The organism is Ignavibacteriota bacterium, assembly GCA_016708125.1.
Classification (GTDB): Bacteria; Bacteroidota; Ignavibacteria; order Ignavibacteriales; family Melioribacteraceae.
The window spans coordinates 937,253-951,229 of the sequence record JADJGF010000001.1 but is presented as its reverse complement, the minus strand read 5'-3'; the positions used below and the strand labels follow the sequence as shown (position 1 = coordinate 951,229).

At 29.7% G+C, this 13,977-nt stretch carries 15 protein-coding genes and 1 pseudogene; 8 read left to right on the top strand and 8 right to left on the bottom strand.

Translation table 11 applies throughout. The features are described from left to right. Nucleotides 1–106: 106 nt before the first annotated feature. The 5 genes from IPH62_04535 to bglX all read right to left on the bottom strand — a co-directional run bounded on the left by IPH62_04535 (nt 107) and on the right by bglX (nt 5,145). On the bottom strand, nt 107–349 hold the full coding sequence (locus IPH62_04535; GenBank protein ID MBK7104529.1) for a hypothetical protein: 243 nt from the start codon (nt 347–349) through the stop codon (nt 107–109). A gap of 437 nt (nt 350–786) precedes the next feature. Beyond that, nucleotides 787–957: a hypothetical protein gene (locus IPH62_04530; protein ID MBK7104528.1), complete on the bottom strand. Its 171-nt coding sequence runs from the start codon at nt 955–957 to the stop codon at nt 787–789. 14 nt (nt 958–971) lie between these two features. Then, a complete protein-coding gene (locus IPH62_04525) occupies nt 972–2,105 on the bottom strand; it encodes a T9SS type A sorting domain-containing protein (protein ID MBK7104527.1) in 1,134 nt (377 codons plus the stop codon). 19 nt (nt 2,106–2,124) lie between these two features. Continuing rightward, nucleotides 2,125–2,577, bottom strand: a complete 453-nt coding sequence (locus IPH62_04520) for a hypothetical protein (protein MBK7104526.1) — start codon at nt 2,575–2,577, stop codon at nt 2,125–2,127. Between the two features lie 348 nt (nt 2,578–2,925). Continuing rightward, complete coding sequence (gene bglX / locus IPH62_04515; GenBank protein MBK7104525.1) at nt 2,926–5,145, bottom strand: beta-glucosidase BglX; 2,220 nt, start codon at nt 5,143–5,145, stop codon at nt 2,926–2,928. Between the two features lie 205 nt (nt 5,146–5,350). Here bglX and IPH62_04510 point away from each other — a divergent pair, with 205 nt between their 5' ends. Continuing rightward, a complete protein-coding gene (locus IPH62_04510) occupies nt 5,351–6,124 on the top strand; it encodes an SDR family oxidoreductase (protein MBK7104524.1) in 774 nt (257 codons plus the stop codon). 171 nt (nt 6,125–6,295) lie between these two features. Here IPH62_04510 and IPH62_04505 read toward each other — a convergent pair whose 3' ends face one another. Beyond that, complete coding sequence (locus IPH62_04505) at nt 6,296–6,700, bottom strand: hypothetical protein (GenBank protein MBK7104523.1); 405 nt, start codon at nt 6,698–6,700, stop codon at nt 6,296–6,298. 208 nt (nt 6,701–6,908) lie between these two features. Between IPH62_04505 and IPH62_04500 the strand changes: the two genes are divergently transcribed. Next, the gene (locus IPH62_04500) at nt 6,909–7,628 is read left to right on the top strand and encodes a DNA-binding protein (GenBank protein MBK7104522.1); all 720 of its coding nucleotides are present in this window, start codon (nt 6,909–6,911) and stop codon (nt 7,626–7,628) included. 62 nt (nt 7,629–7,690) lie between these two features. Here the strand turns inward: IPH62_04500 and IPH62_04495 are convergent, their stop codons facing one another. Beyond that, nucleotides 7,691–9,316 carry a 2,3-bisphosphoglycerate-independent phosphoglycerate mutase gene (locus IPH62_04495; protein MBK7104521.1) on the bottom strand — a complete coding sequence of 542 codons (1,626 nt, stop codon included), beginning with the start codon at nt 9,314–9,316 and terminating at the stop codon, nt 7,691–7,693. 279 nt (nt 9,317–9,595) lie between these two features. On the opposite strand from IPH62_04495, the gene IPH62_04490 reads away from it, so the two are divergent. Genes IPH62_04490 through IPH62_04475 form a run of 4 tightly spaced genes read left to right on the top strand, consistent with a single transcriptional unit; the run spans nt 9,596 to nt 11,625 of the window. Further along, the gene (locus IPH62_04490; protein MBK7104520.1) at nt 9,596–9,988 is read left to right on the top strand and encodes a type II toxin-antitoxin system VapC family toxin; all 393 of its coding nucleotides are present in this window, start codon (nt 9,596–9,598) and stop codon (nt 9,986–9,988) included. Between the two features lie 3 nt (nt 9,989–9,991). Next, nucleotides 9,992–10,210, top strand: a complete 219-nt coding sequence (locus IPH62_04485) for a type II toxin-antitoxin system Phd/YefM family antitoxin (protein ID MBK7104519.1) — start codon at nt 9,992–9,994, stop codon at nt 10,208–10,210. Nucleotides 10,211–10,221: 11 nt separating this feature from the next. Next, nucleotides 10,222–10,680: a TPM domain-containing protein gene (locus IPH62_04480; protein ID MBK7104518.1), complete on the top strand. Its 459-nt coding sequence runs from the start codon at nt 10,222–10,224 to the stop codon at nt 10,678–10,680. Nucleotides 10,681–10,692: 12 nt separating this feature from the next. Beyond that, entirely contained in the window at nt 10,693–11,625 is a 933-nt protein-coding gene (locus IPH62_04475) for an MBL fold metallo-hydrolase (protein MBK7104517.1), read from the top strand. On the opposite strand, the pseudogene IPH62_04470 reads toward IPH62_04475, so the two are convergent. Further along, a pseudogene (locus IPH62_04470) lies at nt 11,615–12,484 on the bottom strand (DMT family transporter). The gene IPH62_04475 and the pseudogene IPH62_04470 overlap by 11 nt on opposite strands. A gap of 248 nt (nt 12,485–12,732) precedes the next feature. On the opposite strand from IPH62_04470, the gene IPH62_04465 reads away from it, so the two are divergent. Together IPH62_04465 and IPH62_04460 are read left to right on the top strand one after the other, a co-directional pair. Then, the gene (locus IPH62_04465; protein ID MBK7104516.1) at nt 12,733–13,335 is read left to right on the top strand and encodes a leucyl/phenylalanyl-tRNA--protein transferase; all 603 of its coding nucleotides are present in this window, start codon (nt 12,733–12,735) and stop codon (nt 13,333–13,335) included. Between the two features lie 172 nt (nt 13,336–13,507). Beyond that, complete coding sequence (locus IPH62_04460) at nt 13,508–13,957, top strand: RNA polymerase sigma factor (GenBank protein MBK7104515.1); 450 nt, start codon at nt 13,508–13,510, stop codon at nt 13,955–13,957. The last annotated feature ends 20 nt before the right edge of the window (nt 13,958–13,977 follow it).

Below are 13,977 nucleotides of genomic sequence, written 5' to 3'. Positions count from 1 at the left end.
GCGTATCAAATTAAATAATTCATTAAATAATAAAAAATCATTTAATTCTTTTAACAAGAATTATGAATAGGGAAGTATAATCTTTTGATAGGTAAAATCAAAATATTTAAACGAGTAAAAGCGCAGCAAGTCCAATTACTACATATAAAATTATTAGTGCTAAGCTGATTGTTGATTTGGTTTTATCGGTTTCAGAAATTTTAACTATCTTAACTTTTTCCTTTTCAAAATCGCCATCAATTATATCATTTTTTTCTTTAAAAAGATCTTCTGTAAAAATTCGTTCTGCCATTTCATTCTCATTTGATTTTAGATTAAAATAATCGTGAATATTTAAAATTTTTGCCACAATAGTTTTATACTTAAAAGGAATATTTTAAATGATAAAAAGAGATAAAACAATTAATGCAACATAGATTACCATAAGAAGAATATTTTGCGTTCTAAACCTTTTTTGATTAAACACAAGATTGTGCAGTTCCTTATCACTTAACGGTTCGTTCTGAATATTATTTTCCATTTTCATATACTTTGGGGGGAAAGTTTTATAATTTCAATTAACTAAATGCTATATAGTACAATTTTTTAGTTTTTTGAAAATTAATTTTATTTTGTGATATAAATCACATAAAATATATGAAGTCCAATTTGGAGATAAATCAATAGCTTTGTTTTTCTTGTTTAAAATCAAATAAAATAAAGTTTTAAAATTTTTTATTCTCACCTTCTTTAAAAATAAAAAGCCTTGTTAAAATACAAGGCTTTATTTATAAAATTTCGAAAAAATTATACTACAATTACAGATACAAATAATAATACAACATAAACCGTTCCCATAACAATTTTTATAAATAGGTCACGTTTTTTTTCTATTTCTAACATACTGATGTAGGAATCTGTTTCGGCTACAAAATCTTCTTTTAAATAATTTTCTGCGTATGTATTTATAAATTCCATTGTGTCCTCAATTTTTATTTCATTAACATCATTTTTTTAACTTGTTTGAAATTCTTTGATTCAATTGAATAAAGATAAATTCCACTTGCTAATTGATATCCGGATGAAAATGCATTAAAATCGACTTGGTGGAAACCGGCAAGTAAATCTTCGTTTAATAATGATGCAACTTTTTCACCTAAAATATTATAAATGTTGATGCTTACTTTTGCATCTTCTGGCAACGAAAATTTAATATTTGTTGTTGGATTAAATGGATTTGGATAATTCTGCATAAGTTCATATTTAATTGGTAAAACTTCAATTTCCACAGCTTCTGAATATTCAAATGTTCCGTCTATATCAATTTGCTTTAAGCGATATAAAAACTTGCTTCCGCCAATTAAATTTTTATCTGTAAATGAATATAATTTTGGAGAATTGCTGTTTCCGTGACCTTCAACAAAAGCAACTTTTTCCCAGCTAACTTCGGTTTCCTGTGCACTTTCTTCGGTTTCCGATTTTAATGATCTTTCAATTTCAAATCCGTAATTATTTACTTCAGTTGCAGTTTCCCAATTTAACTGAGCTTTTGTTCCTTCAACCGCATTTACATTGAATGATGAAAGTTCTACGGGAAGTGGAACTGTTTGTAATTCAGAAGGTATAGTCCCCTCATTTCCAGCAATATTTTGAGCCGAAGTATTTAAAACTTGAAATGTAGGCAGAATTCCGGGTGCAGTCCAGGAAATCATTCCATTAACATCAGCCATATCATAAACAATAGAAATCCTAACGATTTTAGTCCAAACGCCATCAGCTAAATTAACAGGAGTACCACCTAATTTTAGTGAATATGTAAATTCAATAACTCCTGTTCCACTTTTATACAGCTCGGTAGGTAAAAAACTTGTATTTAAAAAAAGTTGTTGGGTAAATGATGCTGAAGGATTTTGACCCTGAAAAGTAGCATCTAATTGAATTGAATTTTGAAATCCAACTACTGCAATATCACCAGAGTTACTCATTCCTTCAATGTCAATAATTAATGTTCCTTTATTTGGAGAAGGTGTATTATATTGATTATCAACTTTTGACAATCTAATATCCACACTTGCAAATAAATTCGTATAAATTAATATAATACAAATTAAAAATAATTTTTTCATAAGTTTGTCCTTAAAAATATTATGGTACTAAAGTTTGTTTTCCTTGATTTAATTGGTAGATGGCAAAATCTTCAAGATATACACCACCATCCATATTGAAATCAGCATTTAAGTATCCTTGAACACCCTGATTTAATTGATATGATGCAAAATCTTCAAGATATACACCACCATCACTATTCGCATCACCCGCAATCATTGCCCAAACACCAGGTTCAACTTCAACCATTGGTTCTGGACTTGTAGGAGTTGGTTTATAAGCTGCACCTGGAGCGGTAAAATTATAAGTCGCAACATTAGTTGCTTGTGTATAATTTACTCCACCAACTTTTGCGTATTTATCAACAATATTCTTATTAGCAATTTGGGTATTTTCTGCCAGAGTACCCTCAATAATTTTCTTTTCCACCTGAGCATTTACTACAAAAACGGAAGAAAAAAAGAAGATAAAAAGTAGATTTTGCTTTTTCATATTTTCCTCTTTAACATAAAATCAAATATAATTTAATTAAAATTTAACGATGTGATTGCTATCATTGTTTAGCTAATCAGTAGTATAAAATTTGTCAAATTTTGAAACAGAAATTTTTGAACTTAGGTAAATATTTTATATTGTGAATTGAATCACACAAAAATAAGATATTTTGTATTAAAATAATTATTTAAGTAAAAAAAATATGTGTTCTATATCAAACTTGAAGAAAAGATTGGATCTTTTTAAAAGATCCAATCTTTATTTAGGTAAAAAGAGATATAAACAAAACCTTCAAAGTTTTTAATTCTTTTACATTGTGTAATTTCTAAGGTTTCATTAAATAGATTAGTTAAGTGTAAATTTAGTTTTCAACAAATCATTATTATTTGCCGAACTTCCAACAAACAAATCAAAATCTCCCGGTTCAGCAACATAATTCATATTTATGTCATAAAATTTCAAATCTTCTGTAGAAATCGTGAATTTTACATTTTTTACTTCACTGGGTTTTAATGTAATCTTTTCAAATCCTTTTAATTCTTTTACCGGTCGTGTTACACTTCCGAATAAATCTCTAACATAAAGTTGAACTGTTTCTTTTGCTTCAACATTTCCTATGTTTTTAACATTTACGGAAACTTCCAATTTATCGTTCATTCCAATTTTATCAGTAGAAAGTTTTAAATCGGAATACTCAAATTTTGCATAGCTTAATCCGTAACCAAAATAATAAGCCGGAGTAAAATCAACATCCAAATAATAACTTGCGTAACCCTCGGGATTTTCCGGAGTTCCTAAAACTCTTCCCAATTGATTTGGAGCCGGAGGTCTTCCGGTATTTTTGAAATTATAGTAAAGTGGAATTTGTCCGATTGTTCTCGGCATGGAAATAGGCAATTTCCCAGATGGTGAAACTTTTCCGAAAATAATATCTGCCAAAGCCGGTCCACCCATTGTTCCGGGATGCCATGCGTAAATAATTGATTTTACATCTCCGATTAATTCTCCAAAAGTTAAAGATCTTCCGGCCATAATTACTAAAACTAAAGGTTTTCCAGTTTTCGCTAATTCTTTAATCAAATCTTCTTGAACGCCGGGCAAATCAATAAATGCTCTAGAATGAGTTTCACCAGAAAGCATTTGATCTTCGCCTAAAAATAAAAGTGCTGCATCCGATTTATTTACCATTTCTACGGATTTTGCAAAATGTTCTGTTGAATTACTTCGCGCAGTTTCCAATCCTTTGCAATAATTAATTTCAATAGAATTTCCATATTCGTTTTTAATTGCTGTAAGTGGAGTAATTGTATTTTCCGGTTTTCCATCAACTGTCCAGCATCCTAATTGATCCCAAGGCGCATCTGCCAAAGGTCCTATAATTGCAAGTTTCTTAATTTTATTTTTATCCAAAGGTAAAAAATTATTTTCATTTTGAAGAAGTACAATACTTTCTATGCTGATTTGTTTTGCGATTTCTTTATTTGCATCGCTTAAAGTTGTAGGATTTTCTGAAACTTTAATAAACGGTTGTTCAAAAAGTCCCATTTTAAATTTGATTCTTAAAATTCCCTTAACCATTTCATCAATCCATTTTACATCAACCGCACCGTTTTCAACATGTTTCTTAAGATTTGAAATATAATTTTTGGAAACCATTTCCATATTTACACCGGCGTTTGCGGCTTTCATTGCTGCTTCGGAACCGTCTTTTGCAAATCCGTGAGGAATTAGTTCATCAATTGAACCCCAATCGCTAACGACAAATCCGTCAAATTTCCATTCATCTCTTAAAACTGTTTTTAATGTAAAACTATTTCCGGAAGTTGGAACTCCATTTAAATCATTGAATGCGCTCATTACAGTTGCAATTCCATTATTTACAACTGCATTAAAAGGTTTTAGATAAATATCGCGAAGTTCTCTTTCTGGAATTAAAGTTGTGTTATAATCTTTTCCGCCTTCTGCGGCACCGTAACCAACATAGTGTTTAGCGCAAGCTGCAATTGAGTTTGGATTGCTTATATCATATCCTTGAAATCCTTTAACCATTGCAACACCCATTTTGCTTGCTAAGAGCGGATCTTCACCGCAAGATTCTGCAATTCTTCCCCAGCGAGGATCGCGAGAAATATCTAACATTGGTGCAAATGTCCAATGAATAAAATCTTCTGCAGCTTCTCGCGCAGCCATTTTTGCGCCTTTTTCAACAAGCTCCGGATTCCAAGATGCGGCTTGTCCCAAAGGAATTGGAAGCATTGTTTTAAATCCGTGAATTACATCTCTGCCGAAAATTAAAGGAATTCCCAAACGAGATTCCATTGCGGCTTGTTGAAGTTTTGTACGTTCGGCAATTCCACCGGAATTTAAAAACGAACCGGCATTTCCTTTTTTTGTATCTTCAAGAATATCATTGGTAAATTCAAACAAAGTATTTTGCTGCATTTGTCCAATTTTTTCTTCCAAGGTCATTCTTCCAAGAAGATCAGTAATTCTTTCTTCAATATTAGCTTTTGGATCTTTGTAAGTTTGAGTAAAAGTTATTGATGATAATAATAAAATTAACATCAATGATAATATTTTCTTCAAGTTTTCAGTCTCCTATAATTTATTTTTAATAATAAATTCAATATTTGTACCATTAAAACAATTTGCAAATTGAAATATAAAGTGAAAATTTTAAATCGATTTAAAATTTTTCTTATCATTTTTGTAATAAATAGTTATTATAATGATAAGAATTTATTGTTAATATTTTTGTAAAGGAATTGAAATGAAAAAGTTAGAAGGTAAAATAGTTTTTATAACGGGAGCTTCATCGGGAATAGGAAAAGCTTGCGCATTTGCGTTTGCAGAACAAGGTGCAAAATTGATTATTTCTGCAAGAAGGGCAAACATTATTGAAAAAGTTGCGGATGAAATTAGAGCAAATTATAAAGTCGAGGTTTTTGCTCAAAAACTTGATGTGAAAAATAAACAAGAAGTTGAGTGGGTTGTTAACTCTTTGCCGGATGAATGGAAAAAAATTGATATTCTTGTTAACAATGCCGGACTTGCCCAAGGAATGGCAAAAATTTACGAGGACGATATTGAAAATTGGGAAGCTATGATTGACACAAATATTAAAGGATTGTTATATGTAACTCGCGCAATTGTTCCCGGAATGGTTGAGCGAAAAAGCGGACATGTAATAAATATTGGCTCAACTGCGGGACATGAAGCATATCCGAAAGGTCACGTTTATTGTGCAACAAAACATGCCGTAAATGGAATAACAAAATCATTAAGAATGGATGTTGTTGATAAAAATATTAGAGTCAGCACAGTTGATCCGGGAGCGGTTGAAACAAATTTTAGCAATGTGCGTTTTTTTGGCGATAAAGAAAAAGCTAAAAATATGTATAAAGGAATTATTCCGTTAGTCGCCGAAGATGTTGCCGAAGCAGTATTATTTTGTGCAACTCGTCCGCCGCATGCAAACATTGCAGAAATTATTATGATGCCAACGCAACAAGCAAGCGCAATTGTTTTTCATAGAACGGAGTGAAAGAAAAGTTTAAAAGTTAAAGTTGAAAAATTAAAAATCATAAACGGAAAACAAAACTAAAAAACTTTTAAGTGTTGTGATAATAAAAAATGATAGGTTTGATCTTTTTGGATTGTTAGAAATATTAAATATCCGATCTTTTTTAAAGATCGGATATTTTTAGATAAAAATTTACGATTTTGCGCAACTTTCACATTTGCAATCTGCTTTATGTGATTTTTGTGTTTCAACAGAAGCAGTTTTTGTTACTGAAGAATTGCAGCTTCCTTTTTTTGCATCAGACATTTTAGCACCTTCAACTTTGCTATCTGAACCGCAACATCCAGCTTCACTTTTTACTGAAGTTTTGTTATCCATTGCATTTACAACATTGACTTTTGAATCATTTGAAATTGTAGAAACGCCGGAAACTTTTGCTTCTTTAGCTTTTGAATCACAAGCTGCAGCAGTTGTTGAACAAGCTGCTTTTTCAACTGTTGATTTTGTTTCAGCAACACTGTTCTCTGATTGTGCAAATATTGATGAAGCTAAAAAGAGGAACATGCTAACAGCTAAAAGACCTTTTATTTTTTTCATTATTTTTCTCCTTTGGTTAGTGAATTTCAAAACAAGATTGTTTATCCTTTTTGACAAATATAAAGTAATTTTGTTTCAATAATCAACAAATATTTTTGTGGAAAAATATTTACCTAAAGTCGATTTTAATTATTAGACAACTTATCTAATAAAATTATTTCATAAATTTACTTTCAAAATTATTTATGAAATATCGAAAGGAAATAAAATGAAGAAATTGGTGGTTTTTTTAATTGTTTTACAAGTTTTTATTCTTGCATGTAATGAGAAAACTGAAAACGCAGAAAATATTCCGACTGGAATGCAAAAAATTACTGTTGCTGAGCATATGAACGGCGGCGGTTATACATTTTTAAAAGGTGAAGAAAACGGGCAAGAATTGTGGGTTGCAATAAGAGAAATGCCGGTTGAAAATGGTGAAACTTATTATTTTAAAGATGCAATGGAAATGAAAAATTTTGAAAGCAAATCGCTTAACAAAACTTTTGCAAGTATTTTATTCGTTAATGATATTTCTAAATCTGCGGCTTCTGAGCAAAAACAAATGCCGCAAATGGCTGCTTCTTCAGATCATACAAAACCAAAAGTTGAAGCTTCTTCAAATATTTCCGTTGAACATTTATCGGACGGAAAAACTGTTGAAACAATTGCAAAGGATAAAAAAAATCTTTCCGGTAAAAAAATTAAAATTAAAGGTGTTGTTACAAAATACAACGGCGGAATTATGGGAAGAAATTGGATTCATATTCAAGACGGAACAAAATTTGGCGAAACGGTTGATATTACAGTAACTTCAAATCAAGATGCAAAAGTTGGGAATACAATAATAGTTGAAGGATTTCTTTCATTGGATAAAGATTTTGGCGCCGGATATTTTTATGATATGATTATTGAAGATGCTTCAATTGTTTTGGAAAAGGAAATTTAACTTTATTATAAATATTGTAGAGATTTGATTAATCAAATCTCTACAAAAATTTGAATTATTTACTAAATCATTTCAATCAAAGATTTATCATAATCTTCAACATTTTCATAACCTAATAAATTTAAAATTGTTCCGGCAATATTTGTTAAACCGGGAATATCAATTTCTGCCATTTTGTATTCACCGTTAAAATTCGGATCATAAATTACAAACGGAACCGGATTTAATGTGTGTGCAGTTTTTGGAATTTTAACTCCTTTTGTAATTGTAAACATTTCATCTGCATTTCCGTGATCTGCCGTAATTAAAGCAATTCCGCCAAGTTCATCAATTACCGGAAGAAGTTTTGCCAAGCCGTCATCAACAGCTTCAACAGATTTTATTACAGCTTCCATAACTCCGGTATGACCAACCATATCGCCATTCGGATAATTTATTCTTCCAAATTGATATTTGCCGGATTTAAGAAGTTCAATAGTTTTGTCGGTAATTTCATCGGCTTTCATTCTTGGAGCTTTATCAAACTCAATTTTATCTGAAGGAATTTCTACATAAGTTTCTTGATCTTTACAAACGTAACCGGATTTATTTCCATTCCAGAAATAAGTTACGTGTCCGAATTTTTGTGTTTCCGAAATTGCAAAAGTGTGTAATCCTTCTGCGCAAATATACTCGCTGATGCTTCTATCAATCTTAGGCGGTTTAACTAAATAATTTTTAGGAATATGTAAATCACCATCATATTCCATCATTCCGGCATAAAATATTTTTGGAACGCGAACTCTATCAAATTTATCAAAATTTTCTTCTTCGAAAGCACGTGAAATTTCAATTGCACGATCGCCTCTAAAGTTAAACATTACAACCGCATCGCCGTCTTCTATAGTTCCGATTGGTTTTTCATTTTCATCAACAATTACAAACGGATCTAAATATTGATCAATTTTTTCAGATTCTGCATAAAAAGTATTAATTGCTTCGGTTGCACTTTTAAACTTTCTTCCAATTCCTAAAACGTGAGCGTTCCATCCGCGTTGAACAATATCCCAATCGGCATTGTATCTATCCATTGTTGTAATCATTCTTCCGCCGCCGGAACCAAAATTATAATCATAACCTTTTTCAGCGGAAATTTTCTTCAATAATTCTTCTGTTGGATTTATGTAATTCGGTGCTGATCTTCCGGGAACATCTCTTCCATCAAGTAAAGCATGAATTCTTAATTTTTTAACTCCGGCTTCTGCACATTTGTTTATTAAAATAAAAAGTTGTTTTATATGAGAATGAACATTTCCATCCGAAAGTAATCCTAAAAAATGAACTGTATTTCCGATTTTGCCGATTTCCAAAACTTTATTCCAATTTTCTGATTTGAAAAACTCGCCGCTTTCAATTGAAGCATTTACCAATTTTGCACCTTGAGCAAATACGCGGCCAGCACCGAGTGCATTATGCCCGACTTCACTATTTCCCATATCATCATCACTCGGTAAACCAACGGCGGTACCATGAGCTTTTAATCTTGTTTGATTTGGAAGAGTTAAAATTTTATCTAAGTTTGGAGTTTTGGCTAAATAAACGCCATCGCTTTCATCTTGTTTGCCAAAACCAACTCCATCCATAATTACTAATAAAACCGGACCTTTTCTTGGTTTGAAATTTTTTAATTTTTCTAATTTTAAATTCATTTTTAAATCCCGCATTTTATATTTATAAATTCAAATGTAAATATACCATTGGAGAAAGGATTAAACAATTTTATACTTTTTGAATAGAGATTTGTGAAATATTCAATTTGTTATTCATGCAATCTATTAGACGGAATCTAAAAAATATAATTCTTCTTAACAATAAACTATTCTGTTTACGTTTAAAATTTCTTTAATAAATATGAAAATTATTTCGCTTGCAAAAATTTTTGGAAAATAATATCTTGTTGTACAATTGTACATAAAATAATAAAGTAAATGAGTCTTGTAGTTGATACTTCCGTAATTATTTCTGTTATTACAAATGAAATCACTAAATCAAATTTGATAAAAATTACGAAAGGTGAAGATTTAATTGCTCCAGAATCTTTACACTGGGAAGTTGGAAACGCGTTTTCAGCAATGTTTAAAAGAGAAATTATTTCAATTGAATTAGTTAAAAAAGCTATTGAATATTATCAAATGATTCCTCTAAGATTGGTTGAAGTAAATTTGTTTAGTTCATTAGAAATTTCGAAACGATTCAATATTTATGCGTATGATGCTTATTTTATTGAGTGTGCAAATAATTACAATTTACCTTTAATTAGTTTAGATAAAAAGTTAATAGAAATAGCAAAAAAAATGAATCTGAAAGTTATCGAGGTTTAGAAAATGAATACATATACTTATAGTGAAGCTCGCCAAAAATTTGCTATGGTTTTGAATAAAGCAAAAAAGGAAGGAAAAGTTTTGATCAAAAGAAAAGACGGAGCAATTTTTGAATTAAAAGCTTTGTTAGAAAACAAATCACCGCTTGATGTAAAAGGAATTAATCTTAAGTTGAAAAAAGAAGTAATTATTGATATTATAAATGAAACGCGTGAACGATAACTAAACTTAATATGAACGAATTAATTTACCACTTTTTTGATGATGATGATTTTTTAAGAATTTCTAATAAAATTTCTGAAGTTGAACTTACAACTTCCGGAGAAATTAGAGTTAGCATAAAAGAAGAAAAAAAGTTCAGTGAACGAAATTCAACTTTGCGTGCTTTAGCTGAAAAAGAATTTTATAAATTAAATATGCACCAAACAAAAGACAAAACCGGAATTCTTCTTTTTTTCATGTTAGGTGAAAGAAAATTTTATATTCTTGCCGATAAAGGAATTAATGAAAAAGTTGAAACAAATGTTTGGAAAGAAGTGAGTAAAGAAATTGAACAAAAATTTAAACATGGACATTTTTCACTTGGTATAATTTCCGGAATTGAAAAAGTTGGAAAAATTTTGAGCGAACATTTTCCCTTAAAACCCGATGATGTAAATGAATTGACGAACAAAATTGTCCTACCTAATTAGAAAGTTTTCCTAATGCTTAACAGAAGAAATTTTATTGGAAAAAGTTTTATCGCCGCAATCGGAACATTTTTATTTCCAAAATTAATTTTAGCCAAAGAAAACGAAAATATTTTGGAATACAAACCAACTCCGGAAAATTGGAAAAATGATCAAATAAATATTGCGTGGATTGGTCACTCTACTATTTTAATAAATTTTTACGGAACAATAATTTTAACGGACCCAATTTTACTTAATAGAATTGGGATGAATATTTTGGGAATTAGTTTTGGTCCAGCAAGATTAACTCCGCCGGCATTAAGTTTTGATGAAATTCCCAAACCGGATATAATACTTTTATCACACGCACATTTTGATCACACAGATTATAATTCGTTGAAGAAAATCACAAATAAATTTCCTAACCAAATTGATGTGATAATTGCATTTTTAACAAAAGATGTAATTGAAGATTTAAAGTGGAAATCCATTTCTGTAATTGATTGGAATGAAGAAATAGAAATTCGGAATATAAAATTTACCGCTTTGGAAGTTGAACATTTTGGCTGGCGAGTTCCTTGGGAAAAGGATAGATCGCGCGGATATTTAAAAGACGGAAGAAGTTATAACGCTTATCTGATTGAGAAAAATGGGAAATCAATTTTATTTGGCGGCGATACAAGAAATTCAAAAAAATTAGAAATTTTGAAAGATAAAAATCCCGATATTGCAATTATGCCGATTGGAGCTTATAATCCTTGGACTTATGCTCATTGCAATCCGGAAGAAGCTTTAATTATGGCGGAAAATATTGGTGCAAAATATTTTATTCCAGTTCATACAAAAACTTTTAAACTTGGTGCAGAACCTTTTGAAGAACCAATCGATTGGTTAAAAAAATCTGTACAAAATTATAAAATTGAATTAGGGCTTGATTCTATTGGTCAAACTTTTACTATAACTTAATTTTAATTTTTCCGTTTTCAAATACAACATGCTGAATTGAAATTCCAGCAATAATTAAAAGCAAACCAATAACTGAAGATTCTAATATTTTTTCATCTAAAAATAATGCGATAAAAATTATTGAAAGAAACGGAGAAAGATAAACCAATGTTGCGGTTTTTGCTTTGTTCAAACTTAATTGTAAACCTTTTAACCAAAGAAAAAAAGTAATTCCCATTTCGAATAAGCCGACGTATATTGCTCCGAATAAATAATTGTAATTATTAAGTTTAAAATCATCAAACAAAAGCACATAAAAGAAAATTAAAATTGTACCGAATATAAATCCAGAAAATAATTTAACTAATTCTGGGCGCGAATCCTTCAAATTCAAAATCCAATAAATTGACCAAATAAAAGGACTAAATACTGCAAGAGCAAGTCCTAAAGTATTTTCAAATTTAAATGTGAATATTTCAGCTTTTGTTCCAATTACAATTACACCGGCAAAAGCAAGTATAATTCCTAAAATAATTCTTGTTGTAAATTTTGAATTTAAAAATAAAACTGAAAATAAAGTAATTATAATAGGCCAAATGTAATTTAGAATCATGGCTTCTTGTGCCGGCAAAAGCGCATAAGCTTTCAACACAACTAAATAATAGAAGAACGGATTTAAAAATCCGAGCGAAATATTTTTAAGTATATATTTTTTCGAAAATATTTTTTTTAATTCATTTGAATATTTTTTGTAAGAAAGTACAAATAATATTATGCAGCTTACAACAGACGAATAGAATAAAAGCTGAACAGTATTCATTCCATTTAAAGTTAACTTAAATGCAGTTGCTGCGGTTGACCACAAAAGAACTGCGCTTATTGTTAGTAAGAAAGATTTTTTTTGTTGTTCCAATTTGTTTATTCTGTTAAAATAAATTGATAACTTAAAATAAAATATTTTTCGATCGGATTTTCGGGTTTATTTTTTGTGGACATTCAGATTTATAAAAAGATTATGATTTAAAAAATATCATCGAAATCAATATTTTAAAAAATGTCAAGTTTGAAGAATAATTTTTATATCTTACTCTTAAACTTAATCTTTCTCATATTCACAAATTTTTAACAATGAGCAAATTTTCAAAAATAAATTCAAAAGATTTACTAAAACCGGTTAATATGCTTAATCTTTATGCTCAAGGCGCATTTCCGATGGCTGATGAAAAAAATGAAATTAGCTGGTATCAGCCAAAAGAAAGATGCATAATTTTAATGGAAAATTTTAATATTCCAAGATCACTTCAAAAATTTATGTCAACTTCAGATTTTGAGTTTAGATTTGATGAAAATATTAGTGACGTAATTAAAAATTGTGCAAACAGAGAAACAACATGGATTTCAGAAGAATTAATTTCTGCTTATTTAAATTTGGCAAAACTTGGTTACTTACATTCAGTTGAAGTTTATCAAAAAAATATTTTGGTTGGCGGATTATACGGAATTGCAATCGGAGGAGTATTTTTTGGCGAATCAATGTTTTCAAAAGTTTCGCAAGCGAGCAAATCTGCGCTTTCAATTTTAATCACTCATCTTAAAAAAAAGAATTTTATTTTTTTGGATGTTCAATTTCCCACACCTCACTTAAAAATGTTTGGAACAAAAGAAATAGATTTTGAAGAATATAATGGTCTTTTGGAAATTGCTTATTTAAAAGAAGTAAGTTTTCTTTGAGAACTTTGTGAACCATCAACTGAAAACTTTGTATTCTTTGAAGTTAAGATTTTCTTTAAAGCAACATTTTTAAATCTCAATTGTCTTTACATAAACAGAAAATTTCAGATTGGAAAAAGAGAACAGTAAAATCATTCAGTTCACAATTATCTATAACAGATATAAGAAAAATTTGTACAATTTTCTTCTAAAATTATCCGGAGATAAAATGATTGCCGAAGATATTGTTCAATCGGTGTTTCTGAAGTTTTACGAAAATTTTGAATCAATAAAAAATTTGGAAAGTGCAAACTATTGGATTTTCAATTCAGCCAGAAATGAATTTTACAATTTATACAAGCGAAGTAAAAGAATTTCAAATTTAGATGAAGACTTATCTGAAAATAAAAAAGATGAATTTGAACTTGAAAGTTTTATCGAACTAAAAGAAATGAAAAAAATAATTCTTGCTGAATTAGATAAAATGGAATTTGACCAAAAAGAAGTTTTTCTTCTTAAAGAATACGGCGGACTTTCTTACAAAGAAATTGCAGAAACAATGAATATTGATATAGATTTAGTAAAAAGCAGATTACACAAAGTGCGACAAAAATTAATAAATAAAATTTCAAAATTAGTGTAATCAATAATTGTCATTCCCGA

Coding starts and splice junctions, on each gene's coding strand:
- IPH62_04500 (MBK7104522.1), top strand. CDS start 6,909: ATGAAGAAATTGGTGGTTTTTTTAATTGTTTTACAAGTTTTTATTCTT.
- IPH62_04510 (MBK7104524.1), top strand. CDS start 5,351: ATGAAAAAGTTAGAAGGTAAAATAGTTTTTATAACGGGAGCTTCATCG.
- IPH62_04520 (MBK7104526.1), bottom strand. CDS start 2,577: ATGAAAAAGCAAAATCTACTTTTTATCTTCTTTTTTTCTTCCGTTTTT.
- IPH62_04480 (MBK7104518.1), top strand. CDS start 10,222: ATGAACGAATTAATTTACCACTTTTTTGATGATGATGATTTTTTAAGA.
- IPH62_04490 (MBK7104520.1), top strand. CDS start 9,596: ATGAGTCTTGTAGTTGATACTTCCGTAATTATTTCTGTTATTACAAAT.
- IPH62_04530 (MBK7104528.1), bottom strand. CDS start 957: ATGGAATTTATAAATACATACGCAGAAAATTATTTAAAAGAAGATTTT.
- IPH62_04495 (MBK7104521.1), bottom strand. CDS start 9,316: ATGAATTTAAAATTAGAAAAATTAAAAAATTTCAAACCAAGAAAAGGT.
- IPH62_04525 (MBK7104527.1), bottom strand. CDS start 2,105: ATGAAAAAATTATTTTTAATTTGTATTATATTAATTTATACGAATTTA.
- IPH62_04505 (MBK7104523.1), bottom strand. CDS start 6,700: ATGAAAAAAATAAAAGGTCTTTTAGCTGTTAGCATGTTCCTCTTTTTA.
- IPH62_04465 (MBK7104516.1), top strand. CDS start 12,733: ATGAGCAAATTTTCAAAAATAAATTCAAAAGATTTACTAAAACCGGTT.
- bglX (MBK7104525.1), bottom strand. CDS start 5,145: ATGTTAATTTTATTATTATCATCAATAACTTTTACTCAAACTTACAAA.
- IPH62_04485 (MBK7104519.1), top strand. CDS start 9,992: ATGAATACATATACTTATAGTGAAGCTCGCCAAAAATTTGCTATGGTT.
- IPH62_04475 (MBK7104517.1), top strand. CDS start 10,693: ATGCTTAACAGAAGAAATTTTATTGGAAAAAGTTTTATCGCCGCAATC.